The organism is Novipirellula herctigrandis (assembly GCA_007859835.1).
Lineage (GTDB): Bacteria > Planctomycetota > Planctomycetia > Pirellulales > Pirellulaceae > Novipirellula_A > Novipirellula_A herctigrandis.
This window is the reverse complement of record SJPJ01000001.1, coordinates 607,151-629,229: the sequence shown is the minus strand read 5'-3', so window position 1 is coordinate 629,229 and position 22,079 is coordinate 607,151. Positions and strand designations below refer to the sequence as shown.

The following is a 22,079-nucleotide window of genomic DNA, read 5'->3' as shown; positions in this document are numbered from 1 at the left end:
TTTAAAGGTTGGAATTGATGGCACTATGCATCGATACGGAAACTGCGGTAATGGAAGCTGCCAACGGATCTCTTGGTGAAGTGTTCGAGATGATGGTCGGTGAATCACTGACTCCATTTGGAACCTGTGATTCGCAAAATCCGCTGAGTGAATCAAACAAAGGAAATGCTGACGACGATGTGTCGGTAGTTGTTGCAATCTCGGGCGATCTGAACGGTTCGGTCAATATTTGTCTCGACAAAGATTCGGCATTCCGGTGGGCGCGGCAATTGATTGATCATGAAACGGACACGATGGATCAAACGGTTGTCGACGCTGTCGGTGAGCTAGGCAATATGGTGGTTGGCGGAACCAAGCGACGTCTAGCCAGCTATAACTTGACGATGTCGCTCCCGAGCGTGGTTCGCGCTGGCGTGGAGTGTTTGGAATTCCCATCACACATCAAGCCCGCGCGATTAGATTACCAATACGACGAGCATCGTTTGGCAATCGTTGTGGCGCTTAGTAAGCAGGGTTAGTCCCAAACAAGCTTCGCGTCGCGATCGTGGATAATCGCTTCGGATTCTCAACGCACCGTTTGGGACGAGTGCGTTGTTTCTTTTTAGTCGCGGAATTTTCGTGAGCGGGTCGAGATGCCAGTGAGTCGCTGGTCCGGTTGTTTTTTCGGATTGGGATTGTTCCGCAAGGGGTGACACTTGATTTGAATTGGCTGTGGATGCACAGGTTTTTTAGTCGAGAACGGTCTGCTAAATTGGTCGCTTCCATTTTTGCCACTCGATGAAACGACTCGTGTATGCCCCGCATTGCATTGCCAACTAGCGAAAATTTGGATTGGGCTTGCGAGCTTCTTTCGGTGGGCGAATTGGTTGCAATTCCCACTGAGACGGTTTACGGGTTAGCGGCAAATGCTTGGGATGCCGATGCGGTAATGAAGATCTTTGCCGCCAAGGGACGGCCGGCTAACAACCCATTAATCGTTCACGTTGCTTCGATTGATCGAATGGGTGAGGCATGTGCAATGCCTCTTGCGAAGCCAATTCAAACGCAACTTAACGCGATTTCTGATCTTTGGCCCGGTCCGATGACGGTCGTCTTACCACGCCATTCTCGGATTCCCGATTGTGTCACGGCTGGGTTAGACACAGTCGCTGTTAGAATTCCCTCGCATCCGGTCGCGTTAGAACTTCTGAAGCGGTGTCCGTTTCCGATCGCGGCCCCGAGCGCGAATCGGTCGAACTACATCAGTCCCACAGCGGCGGAGCATTGTCAAAGTGGTTTAGGTGAATCGGTTTCCTTGATTCTTGATGGCGGAGCGTGTCCGTTTGGTGTCGAATCGACGATCATTGCGCTCGAACCCGAAGGCCCGCGACTACTTAGGCCAGGTGGAATTTCGGCAGAAGCGTTGTCCCGTCGTTTCGACATTTCGCTTTCACAATTGACTCGGAAACGGGGGCAGGCCGATCGTATTGAAGCACCTGGGATGATGCGAGAACATTATTCACCATCGAAACCATTGCTACTCTTGTTCGCTCCGCCGGCTGAGAGGGTGCCGCCTCACACGGGGCGAATTGCGTTCGGGCCAATTGCTGCCGAAGAGGCTGCGAGGTACGAGGTTGTCGAAGTGTTAAGTGAAACGACTGACTTAGCGGAAGTCGCCCGAAATTTGTTCGCTGCCCTTAGGCGAATGGATCAAGCCGCGGTTCAAGCGATTCATGTGGATACCTGCCAAAGCGTCGGAGTTGGTCGAGCGATCATGGATCGTCTCGGCCGTGCGGCAGCAAGAGATTCATCCTAAGAATGCAAGTCGTTCGAATCGCCGACGTGAAATGAGTATGACGGTTATCCGTTGCTGCATCTTCTCAGCGGAATTGGTCAATTGCACTGAGGTCGCGCCCCTGGCAACGGCTGTCAACACGGACGGGCAACCGAGCTTTATCGTTGGACGGGGATTTCGTAGTTGAGGATACGGTGGCCGTCCTGTTCGCTGGCACGAAGTAGTAGCGTTGTGCCAAGTAAGTCTGCGGCGTCGGGGAGGTAGAAGTCGCGGCGTGAAACTTCACCTGGTTCGATTTGAATAAACCGTCGTTGGTACTTTCGGCCCGAGTGTGGAAAGAGGATACAGTCGTACGATTGTGGCAACCGCGAATGGTTTAGCATTTCTACTTCGACTTGTAATTGGCCACCTTCCAAGATCCGCGTCGCTGCTCGGAGTTCCAATCCGACCGGGCCAACGGTGATTTCTCGGTAAACAGTAAATCGCTTTGGCGGCACGGTTTGTTGCTCGAAATTCAATGCCAGTTCGTAGTCGCCCACTTTGGCACTGTTGCCTAGCACAACTTCGAATTGGGTTTTTGTGTCGTGGCCACCGAGTAATTCCCATTCGATGCTTGGCTCGTCGAAGGACCACGCCTCGGGGGCACGAATTTCGAGGCTTCCGGCCAAGCCATCGCGAGTCGGGTTAGCAAAACTCACGTCAAGCGGTTGGGCTTGGCCGAGCATGCTGTCGATTTGCGTTTGTTCGACTTCCACGGACATTCGGAATGCCAAATTTTCGGGGTCGACATTCACGAGGAAGATCGGGAGTCGGCCGATCTTGATACTTTGAACGTGGCGGTTTTCAATCGTTTCGACTTCCAAATCTTCGGTTCGGCCCCAAACGTTGATTGCTTCGACGTCGTCGCCAAGGTAGATCTTTTCCTCGCATGGTGTTTCGGACCAAACCATCAGCACGGCGCGATCTTGTCCCGCGAAGACGATATTGTTGGCTTTGGACCGAAGTCGCAACGATCCAACTTGGCGAAGGCTGCCAATCAACTGCGCTGTGGTTCGCCACGGCAGCAGCATCATCGTGGGGCGGCTATCGGAGGTGAGTAAGCCGTTTTCAGGGTCGTGCGGGTTGCTGACGAACGCGGCTTGAACCCGATGTTTGCGAACGGTTGCCATTCGCAGAACCATGTCGAGGATTCGCGAATCGCGTTCGTAGTGAGACTTGGCGGCGGGGTTCAAGACAATCCATGTTTCGGGGCCGCCTGCGTAATTCGTGTCTCGACTCAATTCCAAGTAGGAATCAATTTCCTTTGACGTTAATTCCGGCGTACCCGACCGGCAAACCGCTTGCCATGACGTTTCCGACTTGGGGAGTACCGGTTCGGTCCAGGGCCAACAAATAGCGATTTCGAGGGGTTGGCCATAGCCTTGAAGTCCGGTGGATATTGACGAAATCGATTCTCGCAAACGACTGCGTCCGAGGAAGCTGTAGTCGTCATCGGCACCGAGTTGCCATTTTCGGACTTTCAAGGTAAGACGCGTCATGACGGGTTCGAGCAGCGGATGCCAAACGCGAATATCCCGAAAGAATTCGGACGCAACGGTGTCTCGGCGACTTCTTAGATCGTAGAGTGGAATTTGGTCTTCACGCGGTACGTCAAGCATCCCTACGGTTTGGATTTCGCTGTCCTGCAATCGGGTACAGATGTCAACAATTCGGCTTGCCGCGTGGTCGTCATCGGGGGCAACCCAGCAAGGGAATTTAACCCAATCAACACCGATTTGTAGCAGCCAATTGACGAGGTCGCGTGAAGCGATGTAATCATTTGACGGGGCGGCCGAGTCATTTTCGGTGGCCGTGATAACGCCTGAGGCGCCGAGCCCGTGTGGGACTTTATCGCCTTGCGGCAACGTCCAGCCGAAACAACCCGGGACTCGCGTGTCGACCAGTGGTTCGATGACCGCCACATTCGTTTCGGTGGACAACGATGAGATATGTTTGCCCTCCAAAAATGCCGTGACACGATAAAACCCAGGCCTCATCCGTGGCAAAGTCCAATTGAATCGCATGTCGAGAAGTTGTTTCGATTCTTTGTCCGTTGCCGATTGCATTTGAATCGAATCAATCGTGATGGTCCGCTCGCGGATTGACGTCGCAATGTCGGCGCGTTCAGACGCGAGTTTTTTTCCGTTGACATCGAAAAGTTGAAAGTGAACTTTTGATGCGCCCGTCGGAAGTCCCAAAACAATTGCGGTTGCAACCACGCCATGGCCATATTCGTAGACCCCAAGCGGTTCGTCGGTGATCAATTGCAATTGGGGGAACGGCTCAATGCGAATGTCATCGAAGCCGACTGTGCCGCGAATGTCTTCGAGGCCGTCTTCCGCTCCTTCAACGATTAAGCGAACGAACATGTGTGTGGCGTGGTTGGGAGCGCGGACGTTGTTGATTACCAGTTCTTTCCAATTTGTCGCGCCGCTGACCGGTTCGGTGGAATGGACTTCGACTTGTTGTCCGTCTTCGTCGATAAATACAAATTCGACTCTCGCCGAATCGTGTACTAGGTTTCGCGTCATCACGCGAGCGGACAAACGGTATTGGTAGACGCGGCTGGTTTTGACTTTGTCGCTTTGCACCATCGCCAAGCCGCCGTCGAGTTCGACTTCCAAATATCGATCGGAGACAAGGTCGGCGAAGGATGGGGGAAGCGGCGGGAGGCTATCGAAGTGTTGCCGCAGATTGGGCCAGTACCGGATGACCTCGGAATCAAAGTGGCGGCCTTTTTGTTCGACGGATTCGTCGTGCGGTGAAATGCCAATTTTGACGTATTGTGGGTATCGGCTACCGACCTTGCGCTGCCAATTATCAGGCCAATCGTCATAGTTATTATCGATCGATCGACTGAAATCCCATACGTAAGCCGTTAGGGCTGTATTAGATGGCTGTGGAATCCGGTTGTCGGAAGTGTCGGTAATCTGAGCGTGCGCAGGAGTTTGTTCGGCCGAAGATTTTTCGGACGAGGTTTCTGCGACTGCGTTTGTCGTGTTAATTGCCAACAAAACAATCGCAGCAATAAAACAACAACGTGTCATGAGGACCCTGACCGAGTAACGTCGTTTGGTAAGTGTGTTTTCGTTTTGTGGACGGTCGCGTAAACTACCGCCGTGACGAGAAATCATATTGTGTTTAGAAACGAGTAGACTTCTGTGGCTGAAATCAAAGTAGCGGTGCGAATCGACTGTTTGCCGGTAAAATTGCCCAAGGCGTTGCAGTTGGCGGCGGCGACGGGGGCAACTGGAGTGGAAATTGACGCGCGTAACGGCATCCGCCCTTCGGAATTATCGGACACTGGCTTGCGACAATTGCGGAAAATGCTGGATGATCTGAATTTGAGGGTTGTAACGGTCCGATTTCCAACCCGACGCGGGTATGACAATCCCCAAGATTTGGACCGGCGAGTCGAGGCGACCAAGGCGGCAATGAAGTTGGCATACCGGTTAGGGGCACGTGTTGTCATTAACCAAGTTGGTAACATTCCCGAAGATTGCGAAGATCCGCGGTATTCATCCTTGGCCAGTGTATTGGAGGATCTAGGTCGCTTCGGGGCTCGCGTGGGCGCCTTTTTAGCTGCGGAAACCGGGACCGAATCGGGCGAAACGCTCGCTAAATTGATTACATCAAGTGATGATGCTTACATTGCCGCAGCGTTGAACCCAGGGCAATTGATTATCAATCGCCATAGTCCACGCGAGGCGATCGTGGCGTTGGGGGACCGAATTCACGCGGTTTGTGCCGTCGATGGAGTGATCGACTTGGCTGCGGGGCGGGGGGTCGCTGTCCCGCTAGGGCAAGGAACCGCAGATTTTCCAGAACTCTTGTCACTGCTCGAGAATTTCCAATATCGAGGCTACTTTACCGTTGGTCGACGGGAAATGTCGCCGGATACGGTTTGGGATGAACTAAGCCAAGGCGTAGAGTATTTGCGTAATCTCTAAGTGCATTGGTTTAAAACGTATTATACTCAGTCTTTAACGACTCCCAACATCGCTCAACCTCTCTCAAAGCATGACGCAACCTCAAGATATTGACTCGGCTCACGGCACTTCCTCGATCCATTTGGGGATTGATGTCGGTGGGACGGACGTGAAATTGGGTTTGGTCGATGGTAATGGGGCGATTCTTGCCGAAGATCGAACGCCAACATCCGGATTAGGAAATCCGACAGCAGTCTTTGAGTTTGCTCACCAATTCGCAGATCAGCAAATGCGAGCGAAAAATCTGGCCGGAGTACGGCTTTGTGGAGTGGGTTTGGCCGTACCGGGAGTGCTCGATACACAAGTATCCGTGATCCGCGAAGTGGTTAATTTGCAGGGTTGGCTTGGCGTGCCGTTGAAGGAAGAATTGGAACGAGTGTTCGAGTTGCCATCGGTTGTGATCAACGATGCAAATTCGGCGGCCTACGCTGAGCATTCGCTACGTGGTTTGGGGAATCATTCCTTGGCCTTGGTTACCCTTGGCACGGGGGTTGGCTGTGGCATGGTTATCGCTGGCGATCCGTTTGGTGGCGACCACGGCTGTGCGGGTGAGCTTGGGCACATCACGATCGACTTTAGTGACGAAGCGCTACCGTGCACATGTGGGAGCCGCGGGCATTTGGAAACGTATGCTGGCAGCGGAGGCGTGATGAACCGGATGAAGTCGGCATTGAAAGACGGTGCTGACTCATCGGGAGGTTCGATTTCAGTGACGGAAATTACCTCGCCTCGCGAAATCGCTGCGGGTGCAGAAGCGGGTGACGCAATTTGTAAAAGAGTGATTGCCGATACGGCATCCTATGTCGGTCGCGCGATTGGATTGATTGGGCAGACCGTTGATCCGGCAGTCGTATTGCTAGGCGGAGCGATGACCTTTGGAGGCAACGAACGGCGTGTGGGACGCGAGTTCTTGGAGACGGTTCGTCAAACGGTGCAGCAAACAACGCTTGTGCAGGTCGGCGAGAACATCAAGATTGAGTTCGCAACGCTTGGTAATCAAGCGGGCATGATCGGGGCTGCGATGGTGGCTCGGCACCAAGGAATCCGCGATCAGGAATTGCGCCAGCAAGGAATCCGAGACCGAGACTTGCGTGACCAGGCAACAGGCCCTGCGGCACCAGGGGATCGGGATTCGCGAGAGAGCGTTGTGCGAGATTCGGTTGTCACACGCGAGTGACTCTCTCGGCTATACTGAAGTCGCGTAATGGCGTTGCTTTGGGGCCTCGAAAGTGGCGTCCCAAAATGCGTTTGTTTGCGGAGCAAAATCCGGATCTTCGAGCTCTGCTGAACGAGAGTGCCCTGTTTGACGAGAGAGAACCGCTTTATCGTCTAATCGCATAGGTTCTCCGTTAGTGGCAGGTGCATTTGCAATTTTGCGGACCCGAAGATGACTCTGGCGTTACTGAAACTCTAACTTTTTCTGTGTTCATGCCAACAACCACTGACCAACCTCTACTAAGTCCCGAACTTCTTGGGCGTCTTGAACGATTGGAGTTGGTTTCCCGAAAGGTGTTTCGCGGTCGGATGAAGGGAGAACGCCGTAGTCGGCGGAAAGGAGAAAGTGTCGAATTCGCTGACTTTCGCCACTACGTCGCTGGTGATGACTTGCGTTTGATTGATTGGAATCTATACGCCCGGTTGGATCAGTTGTTCTTGAAGTTGTTTCTTGAAGAAGAGGATCTCCATTTCTTTGCGTTGGTCGACGCGAGCGAATCAATGAATTTTAGCGACCCTTCGAAGCTCCGTGTCGCCAAACAGCTTGCCGCCGCGCTCGGGTATGTCGGTTTATGTCGAGCGGACCGAGTCAGCGTTTCGGTGCTCGGACCCGAAGGAGGCCGTGCGCCGGTGCTGCGCGGACGAGCGAGCCTTTGGAAAATGCTTGGCTACCTCGACTCGGTCGAAAGTGGGCACAACGTTTCGCTGCATGACGGCGTCAAAGATTTTTCGATCCGCACGACAGGAACAGGCATTGCCGTTTTGTTAACGGACTTGATGGACAAGCAAGGTTACGAATCGGCTCTAAGGATGTTGATTGGCCGGCGGATGGACGTGTTTGTGATGCATATACTTTCGCCGGAGGAACTGGATCCGCCATTACGTGGCGATCGAAAACTAATCGACGTCGAAGACCGTGACGAATCGGAGATCACGATCAATGCTTATGTATTGCAAAAGTACAAAGAGACCGTTCATTCGTTTATTCGCGATGCGAAACAATTTTGTTCGCAGCGTTCAATCGTCTATATTCCGGTGCGGACCGATACTCCCGTGGAAACGATTGTGACACAGTATTTGCGTGAGCGAGGCGTGGTGCGATGAGTTGGATCTCGACGCTAACACCTTGGCAATGGGGATTAATGGGGCTGGTTCCCATCGGAATCATTCTGTTGTACTTCTTGAAGCTCCGCCGCGAACCGGTGGAGGTGCCAAGTACCTATTTGTGGATGCGCACGATCGAGGATTTGCATGTCAATAGTCTACTGCAACGACTTCGCCGAAGTTTGCTTTTGTTGCTGCAGTTATTGGTAGTGGGTTTAGCTGCTCTTGCGCTGCTAAGGCCCGGGGTGCGAGGCGAAATGGCGAGTCAGGGACGCTTGGTGTTTCTGCTCGACGCGTCGGCGAGCATGCAAGCCGAAGATGTCGACGGATTCGCGAATCGATTCGCGAAGGCAAAAAGTCTAATCGGCGACCGAGTGGAAACAATGACCGATGACGAAACGGCGATGTTGGTTTCATTTAGTGATCGGGCGGAGGTTTTGCAGTCGTTTACGACCGATCGGCGTCGCTTACGTGACGCACTCTCACGAGCGGTGGTGACGAACCGGCCAACCGATGTTTTGGGGGCTCTGAAAGCAGCCGATGGATTGGCGAACCCACGTCGAACCAGTCAAGCAGGGGACGTCAACGATGTGCAAGTGGCCGATGCAAAACCCGCCGATTTATTGCTGTACAGTGACGGTGGCTTCCAGAATGTCACGGAATTTGATTTGGGGAACCTCGTCCCTGATTATGTAGCGATTGGAACGACGCAGCCGACTAATTTGGCGATCACGGCGTTTTCTGCGGAAAGGAATGTTGAGAAACCATCGGAGATCCAAGCGTTTGCGACGGTAGTCAATTTGGGAGAAACCGATGCTTCGTCTTCCGCAACGTTGACACTTGCGAACGAGCTTTTAGATGCCTCGAGTGTCGATTTGCCAGCTGGAGAGCAGGTCGGATTGTCGTTCGTGTTTGAGAGTGACGATGCGGTATCGTTAACTTTGACCCTCGACATCAAAGACGATTTGCCGACGGACAATGTCGCCTACGCGGGACTGACACCGTTGAGGACGGTTTCCGTTTTGGTCGTGTCGCCTGGGAACACACCGCTCGAATTGGCCTTGAAAACTCCCAAAGCGGCAAAGATATGCCAGTCGCAATTTGTTTCGCCGTCCTATTTGCAAACCGAGCCATACTCGAAACGAGCGGCGGCGGGGACGGATGATTTGATCATCTACGATCGTTGTGTGCCGAGCGAAATGCCGATTACCAATACGTTTTTCATCGGCTCGCTACCACCGGGGGACGGGTGGAAATGGACGACCGGTCCGACAGGCGTCGTGTTGATCGACTTGGACCGAACACACCCATTAATGCGATATCTGGAATTGTTCTCGTTGCTGATTTTCCAAGGTCGAGCGATCGAAGGGCCGCCGGGGGCGGTGGAGTTGTTAGGTGCAGATGTTGGCTCGATGATGGTTTTGGCACCGCGCGAAGGCTACCAGGATTTGCTGCTAGGGTTTGAGTTGTTGAGTGAATCGGAGGATGGTGGTACTGACACAAATACGAATTGGTACGCCGAGCGATCGTGGCCGGTGTTCGTGTTAAATGTGTTGAGGTATTTGGCAGGAGCAGCCGAAGCGAGTGGCGCGCCTTCGTTCAAACCTGGGGATACAGTACGCTTGCGTTTAGAGAGTGCATTGCCGAAAGTTGGTGTGCAGTGGAATGGCGGCGGAGCGACTGAGATCGATTCGATGGAAGTTCCAGTGGGGGCATCGGGTGTCACTGAAATTTTGAAAACGGACCGATTGGGGAACTATCAAGTGAAGGCAGGTGATCGCGTGGTTGATTTGTTTTCGATCAATTTGTTTGACGCGAGAGAAAGCAAACTAGCGGCGGCCCAGGCGGTGGAGTTAGGTTATGAGTCAATCGAAGCGTCTACCGGTGGGGTAGAGAAACGGAAGGAATATTGGCGATGGCTGCTAATGGGAATGTTAGCGTTGTTAGCGACCGAGTGGTGGGTGTATGCAAAGCGAGTGGGATAGGCATTGATGGACGTATCTGAATCTACTGAATCCCCAATCGATTTGAACCTTGTCCGTACGGATTTGGCGAATGAACGAACATTGTTGGCATACGGTCGCACAGCCCTGATGGTTTCGGGAACAGGCGTCACGCTAATCAAGTTCTTTGCCGACAGCCAATCATTGCGGATTCTCGGTTGGTTTTTTGTCCTCGTGGGACTCATCGTCGGCGTAGTCGGATCCTATCGATTTATCACGCTGAGTGCCCGATTGCATCGGGACTAGAGCATTGATACGGAGGACGTACCCGATGGCCAGCTGAAACCTGATGGCCAGCTGAAACCCGATGGCCAGCTGAAACATGATGGCCAGCAAAATGGGGCTTCATGTTCCGCCAGCGTTCCCCTCGCCTAATGGTTGCAGCAAATCACTCAGCGAATGTGCTAGACCGTTTCGTAGGCCTCGGCTAAAGCGCCGATCACCGAGGCTTGGTCGCCGCATTGTGAGAAGGAAAATCCAGCCAAGTTGCGGAAACCGTCGAGTGCGTGTTTTTTGTACGACTCTTCCGCGATCCGTGCATAACGCTCTCGCATCGCTGGTGACAAATCGCAAACGCCACCGCCGATGACTAACAAATCTAGGTCACCGATGTAATTGACCGTTAACATCGCGATGCCGAGCGCCGCCGCTTGATCGTCAAACAATTGGACGGACAACTCGTCGCCTGCGGCGGCGTATTCGCGAAGTTTCCGTGCTTTATCTTTGTCGGTGCCGTCTTGGAAATTAAGTGGATGATCTTTCCATTCGGGCAGCGTCAAACGATAACCAAGCTGATGCGTCAGAGCCGTTAGCGAAATGGCTGATTCTGCCGTGCTAAACGCGTTTCCGACTTTAAGTTCTCGGTCGTGTTGGTGACGGAACGCATCATAGGGCAAAAAGACGTGTCCGGCGTGACCGGCGCGTCCTTCGCGACCGCGGACGACTTTGCCGTCACGGACTTCGCCCCCACCGAGGCCGGTGCCGACGGCGACGAAAAACAAGGAATCAAGTTGGTCGGGTTGGTGATCGTTTGGGTCCAACGCCGGGGCGTCTGCCCAAACCAGCTTCTTGCTGCGGACCATGAATTCGCCCAAGGCGGCCGCTTGCCCATCCCCAAGGTAGAAAACGGGGACGCTATAAGGTGCTTTGGATAATCGCTGTTGCAGCATTTCGCGGATGCCGCAATTGACCCAATCGGGGTGACGCAAGTTGGGGCTAGGACGCAAAATGCCGTCCAGTGTCGCCGGACCGGGTGTCGCAATGACGGTAGAGGAGACATCACCGAGCGTGGCACCGAGACCGGCTAATTCCCGCTCGAGGTTCACCGCGATATCTTCGACCGTCGCCACCGGGCCTTCGGCAGCACGGGTAGCAAATTGGTCGGAAATGCGGACAACTTCACGACGATCATTCCCAACCGCCACCGTAGAGGTGGTGCCTCCAACATCAATACCAACAAAAAACGACACCGATGAATCTCCTGGACAAACAACAGTAAGTGGAAACAGGGAGCATATCATTCCAAGTGAATTCTAGCGATATGCCTATAATCCGGCCGTTTGCGGCAAACCGAACATGACGTTCATATTTTGGATCGCGGCTCCACTTGCACCCTTGGCCAGGTTGTCGATGGCAGATACCAAGATCAACCGGTTACCCCCGTCGCGGGCCGTCATTTGTACGTGGTTGGTCCCCGAGACATGCTTTGTCGCGGGCAAATGAGCTACGGGTGTGACAAATGGACATTCAGCGTATTGCTGTTCCCAACACGCCATCACTTCAGCGGCAGTCGATTTCTTTGGTTTAACGTAAATTGTCGACAAGATTCCTCGGTCCATCGGAGTCAGGTGGGGAGTGAAAAGTAGCGACAAAGAGGTGCCGCCGATCCGATCGACCAAGTCAATCATCTCGGGCTGGTGTCGATGGCAGCCGACACCATAAGCGGCGATCGATTCGTTGACTTCGCAATACAGCGTCCCCACTTTTGCCGACCGGCCTGCGCCACTGACGCCACTCTTGCTGTCCACGATGACGTCGTCGGTTTCAATCAAACCGGCCGCGACCAACGGAGCTAAAGGCAGAATCGCAGAGGTTGGGTAACAGCCGGGATTGGCAACCAAGTCGGCATTGGCAATTTCGTCGGCAAAGAATTCGGGGAGCCCATACACGGTGTTTCCGATCCGCTCAGGCCACGGGTGAACGACGCCGTACCACTGTTCGTAAAGATCGCGACTCGAGAGCCGAAAGTCGGCGCTAAAGTCGATGACGCGGGTTCCCTGTTCGACCAATTGCTTACAGGTTTCGGCCGAGGCGCCGTGAGGTAGGCAGGACATCACGACATCACATTTCTCAGCGATCTTAGCTGCGTCGAGTGATTCGATCGTAACATCCCATCGGCCTGCCAGCGAAGGGTGGATTTCGCTAATCGATTTTCCGACCTCGGCGCGACTGGTTGCTGCCACCACTTTTGCTTCGGGGTGGGCAAGCAGCAAGCGAGCGACTTCCAGCGCCGTGTAGCCGGTCGCACCAATGATTCCGACTCGAATGGGCATTCGTTGTTCTCTTGAGATTGGGGTGGATCGCCAGGCGATCAATCGGGTGTGGGGGGCAGAGATCGCTTTTTACGCGAAGCAACCTACTTTGGACGTGATATTTGCCACAAATTTTTGAGCCAACACGGAAGATCGATGGATTGTCACTCGCGAAGAACCAAGGCTAACGAGAGCCAAGGCTGGTGGCTTACTGCATCACCATTGGCGGCTAAAGCATATACTCTTCGGCAGCTTCTCGTTCGGTGGCCGATTGTTCGTACATGTCTTGGATCAATTGCTTGTCGCAGTCGCGTTGTTGCACTTTTCGCCGGGCGAACATCTTCGCTTGTGTTTTAACCATCACCTCGGCGGGTAGCAACGCCGTTTGGCCGAATAGGCGAGCGTAATTCACAAAGCTGGGGACATTGGACGTTACAAAGCCATAAAGCATACTGCATACTCCGATCGTCTTGCCTGTAAAGATACTGGTGTTGATCGCTGACTTGGAATAGTCGCCAATGACACATCCAAAGAACTGCATCCCGGTCGGTAATTTGGTATCGCCATACTCCATGTTGATTTTGCCGTAGGTGTTCTTGAGATCGCTGTTACAAGTCCCCGCGCCTAGGTTGATCCAACTGCCTAGATAACTGTGCCCCAAGAACCCATGATGCTGTTTGTTCGTGAAAGGTTCGATCACCGACGCTTCGACTTCGCCGCCGATCTTGACGGTGTGGCCTAACGAAACACCGTCCTTGAGTGCCGAATGCTCAATCACTTTGGTTCCTGCGCCAGCGTGCAGTGGGCCTTCGAGGTAACAGAATGGGCCAACCTTGACATTCTTTTCCAACAAAATCGGGCCGTGGTCGACGTTAATCGAAAGGTATTCGCCCAATTGGACCCCTTCGTCAACAAAGACACCGTCGCGGAGTTGTCGGTAATTGCCATGAGCGATTCGCCATTCAATCGATTCCTGCATTTCGTTCATGTGCCATGACACGACTTCGTGTGGCCAATGGAATGCCGGTGGCGACGTGGGAGACCGAGGCAACGAATCGGATTGGGCGAGCAAATGGTCGGTAAGCGTCGCTTGGGCATCGGGCTCCAATTCGGCTCGTTTCGCTGCCAAGTCGGCTGCCGACCAACGAGCCAACAAGACACTGCCGTCCTGGTCATCCACCATGCAGAGCGAACGGGTCTCGCCAGCAATTTTCGTTAACACCTTGTCCAACGCCACTCGCGGGACCAATCGTGCATTGACCAGCAACACACCATCGTCGTCCGCCAGCCACTGCTCGTCGATTGAGGATGGGACCGGGGCGAGGTCAAAGTCGAGCCGTTGAATCTCATTCAAGAACCGTCGCACCGATCCGTAGATCGCACAGCCACTAAGTGGGCCGCTGGAAGCCTTGGCAAGCTGCTTCAACCGATCGACTAAACGGAGACTGGCGCATGTCACCGAGTAAGCGGGACGCGATTGGGTGATGGGTGCAAGTTGTTGAACCCGGGAATCTTCAAAGCAAATGATTTGCATTTTGATAAGTCGGTGAAATGGAATCGAATGGGAAGAGGTTGGATTGTGACGGTTGCACAGTTTACCGCAAACGAGCGGTCGCTCTCAGCCCCCAAGTCAGCCTCGTTACAGTGCTTTTTGGCATCGCCGAATTAGAATCGGGGGGTATGGCACACTGGACCGCTAATCTAATCCGATTTGTTCTACTGGCGAGCGTCGTCTTTTCCAAAAACGCTGTCGCGGCCGAACCTTCGCCACCGAATTACGCTATCGGACAATGGAAGGCCAAGCTCGGCTCGCATGACTATGCCGTTCGGCGAAATGCCCACTCATGGTTGCTCGCCAAATCGAATGACGATACCGAGCGAGACGTCTTGATGAAGCAACTCGGGCAAGGACTCTTCGATGCGGACCTTGAAGTTCGCCTTCAATGCCAGCGATTGCTCGACGATATTCGCCAACAAGCAATGGATCTCCAAGTGGCCCGTTTGCGCGATGCGAATTTCGATGCCGCTGAGGTGAAACTAAACGGGTGGACCGAGTTCTCACGTATCGTTGGCGACGATTCATCGAGTCGCGATTTCTACGCCAACCTGTATGACCGCTATGCGGCTCGGATCGATCGAATGATCGAACGTGAAGCGAGTGCGGAACCATCCGTGAAAACTCGCTACCACGCCAATCATGATTCCGACGTCGCCAATCGGACTTACTCGATCCATAGTGGTGACATCATCGCTTGGTCCCTTCTGCTGTTTGCTGATTGTTTGCCAAAGGACCGCAAATTGGCGACAAAACAAACAATTTCGCTTACATCCCAGCGGATCATGTCGTCGCTTTCGCACAGTGGGTTGGGGCCGACTCCAACTAAGTCGGACGAGGTTGACGTGATTGCGCGGTTAGTCGATCAATGGTTAAGGGGTCATTCACAATCGGGTAACCTCAACGATCAGCTCAAGATCGCGATGCGGTATCGCTGTACTGAACTGGCAGCGGAGCTTAGTGTTCAGATATTGCGCGAGCCCGGTTTTCCGCCCGCATGGCAGGCTACCGCGATGTTGGCGGCGACCGCATTAGAACCTGGTTTGGAACGCTTCACCGCCGGGCCAAGCGATCAAGTGAAAGGCTCGAAGCCAAACAAAATCGAAAGTTCATTTGACCTTGATGCGGTTCTCCTCTCGCGGCTTTCCGATTCGCGAACCGCATACGCTTGGCAGCTAATTCCATCGCGAAAAGCGACGCTGCACACTCTGGTTTGTGATGTGGCGATGGCTTCACTATTGCATCGACGCCAAATTGATCCGCGGTTGGCCGGGTTCGAGGAGTTACAGGCTCACCCATGGTTGCTTTTCCGTGACCATAGCCTTGGGTTTCGCGATGAAAATTCGCGAATGGTCGCCCACCATAAGGCTCGCGAGCTGATCGAATCACTAAATGTCTCGGAGCGGAGTGGTAAATAGACGGCGAGATTCGATTGGGTTCAGCGACGATGGAGTCCCTTTTTAGGCTGCTCACCGAAAAAGATCCTGCCACAATACCCATGTATCCCAGATATTCGTAACTTGTGTAAGCGTTACGTCTTAATAGTTGCAAAACATCCCCCTTTTGGTGTGGAGCGACTTGCCCGAATGCAATTGACCGCTACCTTGATAGGAGGATGAGTCCGTTGTTGCCGCGTTCAGTGGACTTGTGCCCGCCCCCCCAACCTACCGAAACATCTTCCTCAGCAAATCAACTCGGCGAACACACGGGTCAGTACAAATGTTGAATGCTCTAAATTTTGGGAATCCGAGACGAACGGTTTTCGGTCTTGTTGCGATAGCTGTTATTGTGTGCACCCCTTCGCTCGTTTCGGCTGCCGATTGGAGCGACACGGTTTTCCCGATCAAGGCGCATGACTTTGGGACCGTAGCAGTAGCAGCGAAGACGGAATTCCAATTTCCTGTGAAGAATGTCTACTCGCAACCCATGCACATTCAATCGGTTCGAACCAGTTGCGGATGCACGACGGGGATCGTTGGAACGGAGTATATCGAACCAAATCAAGAAGGTTTCGTCACGGCTCGGTTTAATACCGGCACTTTCCGAGGCAAACGCGGTGCGACGGTAACGGTCGTGATCGATCGACCATTTTATGCCGAAGCTCGCTTGGTCGTAAACGGCTATATCCGTAGTGATATGGTGTTCCATCCCGGCGAAGTTAGTTTCGGCAAAGTCACACAAGGTGAGTCCACGACCGAGAAATCGACGGTGATGTACGCCGGACGCGACGATTGGCAAGTGGTCGATTTGATCAGCAATCACACATGGATGATGCCATCGTACAAACAAATCAGCCGTGGCAGCGGTCGAGTCGACTACGAATTGAGCGTAACGATCCGCGAGGACGCGCCAGCGGGCTATTTCCAAGACGAACTGATTTTGGTGACCAATGACCGTTCGATGCCACGCGTTCCACTTCGGGTTGAAGGGCAAGTGGAAAGCTTGCTGAACATTTCGCCGCAATCGATTGCATTTGGCGGGGTGAAACTCGGCCAACCGATTTCAAAACGTTTGGTGATTCGTAGTCAAGAGCCCGTGATTATCGACTCGATTGAGTGCGAAGGGTGGGAGGTGAAGTTCGTCAAGCCAACGGAACCGAAAAAGACGTTGATTTTGGACACGGTGTTCACCGCAGTCTCTGCGGAAGGGTCCCAACGAAAGCCGGTGGTTATTAAGACCTCGGGTGCGAAATCGGTCGAAGCCAAGGCGCTTCTAACGGCCGATATCCGCGAAAATTAGGTTGGAACTCACAATGTTATTGACGTTCGTAAGATGTTATTGACGTTCGTAAAAGCGTGAGATAACGGCGCCGTTTCGACAATGATCACTATGGTGACTCATGTTGGGTCGCTGGCAACAATTGCATTTGTCGTTGGTGCTCGTAAAGTACCACCCCCACTGTGGTGGCGAGGTTTAGACTGCGAACCTTGTCCGTGGTCGGAATTCTTAGCGACCGCGGATCATCGCGGTCGAGAATAGCGTCAGGCAACCCTGATGATTCACTCCCAAAAACGAACACGTCTCCCTTTTCAAACTTTGCATCCCAAATCGTCGTTTTGGCGAACCTTGAAAAGAAAAAGAACCGTCGCTGGCCCAATTGGTTGGTTAGGTCTTCCCAATTGATGGCGTCTTGCAGCATCAAATGTTGCCAATAGTCCAACCCAGCACGGCGGAGTCGCTTATCGTCGAGTCGGAAGGCGGCCGGGCGCACGATCCACAGCTTTGCACCGGTTGCAACACAAGTGCGGCCAATGTTTCCTGTGTTTTGCGCGATTTCGGGTTGGTATAACACCACGTGCGCGGTTGGCAAATTCGCTATACTCTGGGCTTCCATTACTGGCTGAACTCCCATTACTGGCTCCACCCTCGATCGCTGGTCGCCACTATCCGTTGACTCTCGTATTTCTTGATTCTGATTCATGCCGATCCAAGTCACTTGTCCAAAATGTTTCAAACGGTTTCAAGTCAGCGAGAAGTTCGCTGGTAAGAAAGGTCCGTGCCCGAGTTGCAAGAACACCATAACGGTTCCGGACAAGAACGAGGAGGTCGTAATCCATGAGCAGCCCGATGATGCACCGAAGGACCGGAGCGGTCAAAGCGTCCTCAAACCGATCGCGCGAGTCGAAACCAACGTTACACGAAAGGGCTTGATCTTTACGATCGTTTCGGTGTTGGTCGTCTTTGCCGTCGCGTTAGGTTTCCGCTTGGCAGGGGGGGATAGTGATGCCGGGCCTCCGCTTTGGGCGAAAATCATTGGATTGGTTGCGTTGGCCCCGCCATTGGTTTGGGCCGGCTATTCGTTCGTGTATGACCAGGAATTGGAACCCTATCGAGGGGACGAACTGAGAAACCGCGTGATTCTCTCGTCGTTACTTCTGGCGCTGGTATGGATTGTGTACGCGTTCGTTCCATCGTATGTCTTGGAACTCGATCATGCCGCCGAGATGTCCTATACCGTGTTCGGAATCATCTTCTGCGTGATGTTGGGGATCGGGGCTTTTATAGCAGTGGCGACGTTTGAGTTGGAAGTTATCGGCGGTTTAACGCTAGCCGGTTTGTATTTTTTGACGGTAGTATTGTTAGCGCTCGTCAGTGGTGTCACGTTGGCAGGAATCTCACCAGCGGTTTAGACGCGGCAATCCAATGAGCGGTAATATGCTTCCCGAAGTCACCCAATTGAATCAAGCCTCGTCGTTGGTTCGAATCCCACCCGCCGATGGGGTCCCGTTGTCGGCTCGTGTTCGACGAGTGATCGATACGGCGCCGATGCGTCGACTTGCATCTATCAGCCAACTGGGCATGGTCTCGCTTGTCTATCCCGGCGCGACTCATTCTCGTTTAGAACATTCGCTTGGTGTCTATCTCAATTCGCTTCGGTTGCTGGCACGTTTTGCAGAGGACCGATCCGCGTGTGCGATGCTGACATCCGAAATGGCGGAGGCGTTTGTTTTGGCCGCACTATTGCACGACGTAGGACATTGGCCGTTTTGCCACCCGATCGAGGATATGCGATTGCGGGGACTTCATGAGCACGAATCGCGAGTGGCCGATTGGATCGAAAATTCGGAACTCGCGGATTGTATTGACCAAGATTGGAGCTGTGGCGTTGGCGATGTGATCGATTTGCTTGAACCGAAAAAGGCGTCAAAGGACGTCACCCCCACGAAGGCAGTAAGGTTTCTCCGCAGTTGCCTAAGTGGCCCGATTGACATCGATAAAATTGATTATTTACAGCGAGATAGTTTGCACGCTGGGGTCCCCTACGGTCGCAACTTTGATGTCGGGCGATTGATTAGTTCGATGTGTGTGCATCCACTACAACAAACACTTGCGATCGGCGATAAAGGACGGACCGCGGCGGAGATGATGGTGTTCGCTCGTTATGTCATGTTTAGCGAAGTCTATTGGCACCACACCGTCCGATCGGCCACTGCAATGTTGCAACGAGCGGTTTTTTCGATTCACCATCGTCAGTCGCGCTCGCTTGAGCTTGAATCCACTTTCAAATTGTCCGATGCAGATTGGATCGCTCAGTTACAGTCGCTTGTTTCGAACTCGGTGGGCGATTCTCAAACGAACACGGCGGAATTGGTCGACGGCTTGTTCGGTAAGACGCGCCGGCTTTATAAGCGGGTTGCAGAGTTCCATTCGATGAGCGGCGATTCAGGCCAAAGCCGTGAGGGCATTATGGAGCAAAGCGTCCACCGGAAAATCGCTCGACGTCCCTATTGGTGGCTGGTCAAATGCTCCGAAAAATTGGCGGACCGATTGACGGACTTAACTGGCCAAACGATTCAGTCCACCGAGATTCTCGTCGATGCCCCACCCGCGAAATTGGAAGTGGATATTAATATCGATGTGATTAGCCAAGCCAATCTTGGCGTCGCCAGCGCCGAAACGCTCGCCGACGTTTCACCTGTGGCCCGTGCCTTGGCTTTTCAACAATTCGACAACCAAGTCAAACGAGTGCGTGTTTTTGTTCACCCTCAAATTCGGTCCTCTGTAAATCAAACGATTCCCACTGCGGACGCATGGACAAGTCTTCTTCTTGATGCGATCGCAGAAACTGATAAAGAGCTTATTTAGTGACACAACCACCAAACATCGTCGTGTGCGAAGACGCCCAAGCCGCATCTCGCAAAGTCGCCGAGATTATCATCGCGACGATCGCCGAAAAACCCGCTTCCGTTTTGGGATTGGCAACCGGTTCAACGCCGATTCGAACTTACGAATTATTGGTCGACGCCTTCCGAGACGAACGGGTCGATTTTTCCCAAGCGACCTCCTTCAATTTGGACGAGTACGTCGGTCTTGCTCCGAAGCATCCACAAAGCTTTCGTTGTTTTATGGACGACCATTTGTTCAAACATGTGAATTTTTCGCCGATGCGAACTTACGTTCCCGATGGTTCGGCAGCAGACCCCGCGGCGCACGCGAAGTTGTACGACGATGAGATTCGCATGGTCGGTGGGGTGGATTGCCAATTGCTTGGAATTGGGCACAACGGACATATCGGGTTTAACGAACCTGGGTCGTTGCCTGATTCGAGAACGTCGGTAGTCGATTTAGCAGAACTAACGATCCGCAAGAACGCTCGCTTTTTTGACTCGGCCGATCAAGTTCCCAGGAGAGCGATTACGATGGGCATCGGCACGATTCTCGAATCGCGGCACATTGTGCTGCTGGCAACCGGGAAGTCGAAAGCGAAGGTCGTAGCTCAGGCATTTGAGCAATCGCCGAGCGTTGATTTGCCTGCATCGTGGCTTCAAACGCACGACCATGTGACGGTGGTATTAGACAATGATGCCGCTACCGTTGAATAGGGAAGGGCATATGGCTGACATAGACGTCCATGAACTCGCGGTCCTCGCTCAACCCGAAATGCTCGATGCGGTTGCAGACGTCCAATATGCGAGAGTCGATGTCTTTGGATGAAAGTAGCACGGTCTTTGCGCCCAGTAGCGCGGTGTTTCCCATCGCGATGACCTTTTGTGGATCGAAAGTCAATAACCCCAAACGAGTCGCGTTTGGAATGTCCAAATAGTTTCCAAACGCTCCACAAAGGAAGACGTCGTCGACGTCCTCGACTTTTCGATCGAGTTGGCCTAGTAACATTTGCACGCCAGCCGCGATTGCTCCTTTGGCGAGTTGTAATTCTCGAATGTCGCATTGATGAAGCGATATCAGGTCGTGCAAGTGCATTCGTTGGTTGCCGTCGTGATTCAATTTTCCGGAAGGCTCCACCCGTCCAATTTGCAATGCACATGCCACGGCGTCGATCAATCCGCTTCCGCAAATCCCCTTTGGTTTTCCGCCACCAATGACGTGGCATTGGAACTCGGACGCTGTTTTGGGGTCAGCTGTGTCATGGTCGGCGATATCGACTCGATCAATCGCCCCTTGGGCGGCCCGCATTCCCATTTGGATCCGTGCGCCTTCGAATGCAGGACCCGCAGCGGTCGCTGCACACAGCATGCGTTTCCCGTCTGAAACGACGATCTCGCCGTTGGTGCCTAAATCAATCAAGACTTGAAGCCGCGTTGATTGATCCATCCGTGTCGCGATCACACCGGCCAACACGTCGCTTCCGATAAATCCACCGAGGCAGGGCAAGAAATGAATCTTCGGTGAACCAGGGACGTTCCACCCCAATTGCGCTGCGGTAAAGGTTTCTGCACCTAACCGGCTCGGTTTGAACGGACAACTCGCAAGCGGCGTCAGGTCGATACCACAAAAGAGGTGGTGCATGACGGTATTGCCAACAATGGCAACTTCGGCAAACACGGCGTTTGACAAGTTGGTCTGTTGAACAAGTTCCTCGACCATCTCGCCAAGCCTACGGCGGACTAACTGTTGCAGTTCATTGTCACCATTGTCGTTGACGCCATAGCGAACGCGACTCATGATGTCGGCGCCATGAACGGCCTGGGGGTTCACGTCGGATTGAACAGCTAAGACATTACCCGTTTGCAAGTCGACCAATTGCGCCGCGATAGTGGTCGTCCCCAAATCGATTGCAATCGCCAATCCATCGCGCGGCGTGACTTCGATCGCGGATTCGTCCAACAAGACACTGGCGTCCCACTGGGCCATTTGCAATGTCACGTCATCGGTAACAATGCTTTGGCACGCGAGCCTCCAACCTTCGTCGACCGCCGATTGACCTAGAAGATCGACTTCGAGTGGGTTTGCATCGAGGCAACCGCCTAAGACTCGAACGCGACATTTGCCACAAGTGCCACCGCCACCGCAAGGAAATTCGAATCCGCAATCATACAGCGAGTCTTCTAAGCAGGAACCAAGGGGCACCGAAAGCGTGCGGTCGGATGGTTTGAGGGTTATCTTTACATCACGCATCGGATTCGCACG

General features: G+C 53.3%; 18 protein-coding genes. 12 read left to right on the top strand and 6 right to left on the bottom strand.

The features are described from left to right. Positions 1-17 precede the first annotated feature (17 nt). Complete coding sequence (locus tag CA13_RS02155; protein WP_146394370.1) at positions 18-518, top strand: chemotaxis protein CheX; 501 nt, start codon at positions 18-20, stop codon at positions 516-518. A 275-nt stretch (positions 519-793) separates the two neighbouring features. After that, entirely contained in the window at positions 794-1,795 is a 1,002-nt protein-coding gene (locus CA13_RS02150) for an L-threonylcarbamoyladenylate synthase (protein ID WP_146394368.1), read from the top strand. 137 nt (positions 1,796-1,932) lie between these two features. Here the strand turns inward: CA13_RS02150 and CA13_RS02145 are convergent, their stop codons facing one another. Further along, on the bottom strand, positions 1,933-4,860 hold the full coding sequence (locus CA13_RS02145; RefSeq protein WP_419193838.1) for a hypothetical protein: 2,928 nt from the start codon (positions 4,858-4,860) through the stop codon (positions 1,933-1,935). 114 nt (positions 4,861-4,974) lie between these two features. Between CA13_RS02145 and CA13_RS02140 the strand changes: the two genes are divergently transcribed. The 5 genes from CA13_RS02140 (at position 4,975) to CA13_RS02120 (ending at position 10,370) form a co-directional block, all read left to right on the top strand. Next, positions 4,975-5,763 carry a sugar phosphate isomerase/epimerase family protein gene (locus CA13_RS02140; RefSeq protein ID WP_146394364.1) on the top strand — a complete coding sequence of 263 codons (789 nt, stop codon included), beginning with the start codon at positions 4,975-4,977 and terminating at the stop codon, positions 5,761-5,763. A 70-nt stretch (positions 5,764-5,833) separates the two neighbouring features. Further along, positions 5,834-6,979 carry an ROK family protein gene (locus tag CA13_RS02135; protein ID WP_146394362.1) on the top strand — a complete coding sequence of 382 codons (1,146 nt, stop codon included), beginning with the start codon at positions 5,834-5,836 and terminating at the stop codon, positions 6,977-6,979. 251 nt (positions 6,980-7,230) lie between these two features. Then, positions 7,231-8,121, top strand: coding sequence for a DUF58 domain-containing protein (locus CA13_RS02130; RefSeq protein WP_146394359.1), 891 nt, complete (start codon positions 7,231-7,233; stop codon positions 8,119-8,121). Next, positions 8,118-10,106, top strand: coding sequence for a vWA domain-containing protein (locus CA13_RS02125; RefSeq protein ID WP_146394358.1), 1,989 nt, complete (start codon positions 8,118-8,120; stop codon positions 10,104-10,106). Before CA13_RS02130 ends, CA13_RS02125 begins: the two co-directional genes overlap by 4 nt. 6 nt (positions 10,107-10,112) lie before the next feature. After that, positions 10,113-10,370: a DUF202 domain-containing protein gene (locus CA13_RS02120; protein ID WP_146394355.1), complete on the top strand. Its 258-nt coding sequence runs from the start codon at positions 10,113-10,115 to the stop codon at positions 10,368-10,370. Positions 10,371-10,528: 158 nt separating this feature from the next. Here the strand turns inward: CA13_RS02120 and CA13_RS02115 are convergent, their stop codons facing one another. The 3 genes from CA13_RS02115 to CA13_RS02105 form a co-directional block, all read right to left on the bottom strand. Next, the gene (locus tag CA13_RS02115) at positions 10,529-11,593 is read right to left on the bottom strand and encodes an ROK family protein (protein ID WP_419193837.1); all 1,065 of its coding nucleotides are present in this window, start codon (positions 11,591-11,593) and stop codon (positions 10,529-10,531) included. A gap of 75 nt (positions 11,594-11,668) precedes the next feature. Then, positions 11,669-12,676, bottom strand: a complete 1,008-nt coding sequence (argC, locus tag CA13_RS02110; protein WP_146394351.1) for an N-acetyl-gamma-glutamyl-phosphate reductase — start codon at positions 12,674-12,676, stop codon at positions 11,669-11,671. A 208-nt stretch (positions 12,677-12,884) separates the two neighbouring features. Next, positions 12,885-14,189 (bottom strand): putative sugar nucleotidyl transferase, encoded by a 1,305-nt coding sequence (locus CA13_RS02105; protein WP_146394349.1) that lies wholly within the window; start codon positions 14,187-14,189, stop codon positions 12,885-12,887. Positions 14,190-14,335: 146 nt separating this feature from the next. Here CA13_RS02105 and CA13_RS02100 point away from each other — a divergent pair, with 146 nt between their 5' ends. Beyond that, on the top strand, positions 14,336-15,628 hold the full coding sequence (locus tag CA13_RS02100; RefSeq protein ID WP_146394347.1) for a hypothetical protein: 1,293 nt from the start codon (positions 14,336-14,338) through the stop codon (positions 15,626-15,628). 370 nt (positions 15,629-15,998) lie between these two features. Continuing rightward, entirely contained in the window at positions 15,999-16,949 is a 951-nt protein-coding gene (locus CA13_RS02095; RefSeq protein ID WP_419193836.1) for a DUF1573 domain-containing protein, read from the top strand. An 88-nt stretch (positions 16,950-17,037) separates the two neighbouring features. On the opposite strand, the gene CA13_RS02090 is transcribed toward CA13_RS02095, so the two are convergent. Next, positions 17,038-17,631: a tRNA (cytidine(34)-2'-O)-methyltransferase gene (locus CA13_RS02090; RefSeq protein ID WP_419193835.1), complete on the bottom strand. Its 594-nt coding sequence runs from the start codon at positions 17,629-17,631 to the stop codon at positions 17,038-17,040. On the opposite strand from CA13_RS02090, the gene CA13_RS02085 reads away from it, so the two are divergent. From CA13_RS02085 to nagB, 3 genes are read left to right on the top strand one after another with little or no spacing between them, the layout of a single operon-like run. Then, entirely contained in the window at positions 17,630-18,340 is a 711-nt protein-coding gene (locus CA13_RS02085) for a zinc ribbon domain-containing protein (RefSeq protein WP_146394342.1), read from the top strand. The genes CA13_RS02090 and CA13_RS02085 overlap by 2 nt on opposite strands. 13 nt (positions 18,341-18,353) lie before the next feature. Next, the gene (locus tag CA13_RS02080; protein WP_419193834.1) at positions 18,354-19,796 is read left to right on the top strand and encodes an HD domain-containing protein; all 1,443 of its coding nucleotides are present in this window, start codon (positions 18,354-18,356) and stop codon (positions 19,794-19,796) included. Then, complete coding sequence (gene nagB, locus CA13_RS02075; protein WP_146394340.1) at positions 19,796-20,533, top strand: glucosamine-6-phosphate deaminase; 738 nt, start codon at positions 19,796-19,798, stop codon at positions 20,531-20,533. The genes CA13_RS02080 and nagB overlap by 1 nt, the downstream gene beginning before the upstream one ends. Here the strand turns inward: nagB and CA13_RS02070 are convergent. Beyond that, positions 20,520-22,067, bottom strand: coding sequence for an ASKHA domain-containing protein (locus CA13_RS02070; protein ID WP_146394338.1), 1,548 nt, complete (start codon positions 22,065-22,067; stop codon positions 20,520-20,522). The two genes, nagB and CA13_RS02070, sit on opposite strands and share 14 nt — an antisense overlap. Between the last annotated feature and the right edge of the window lie 12 nt (positions 22,068-22,079).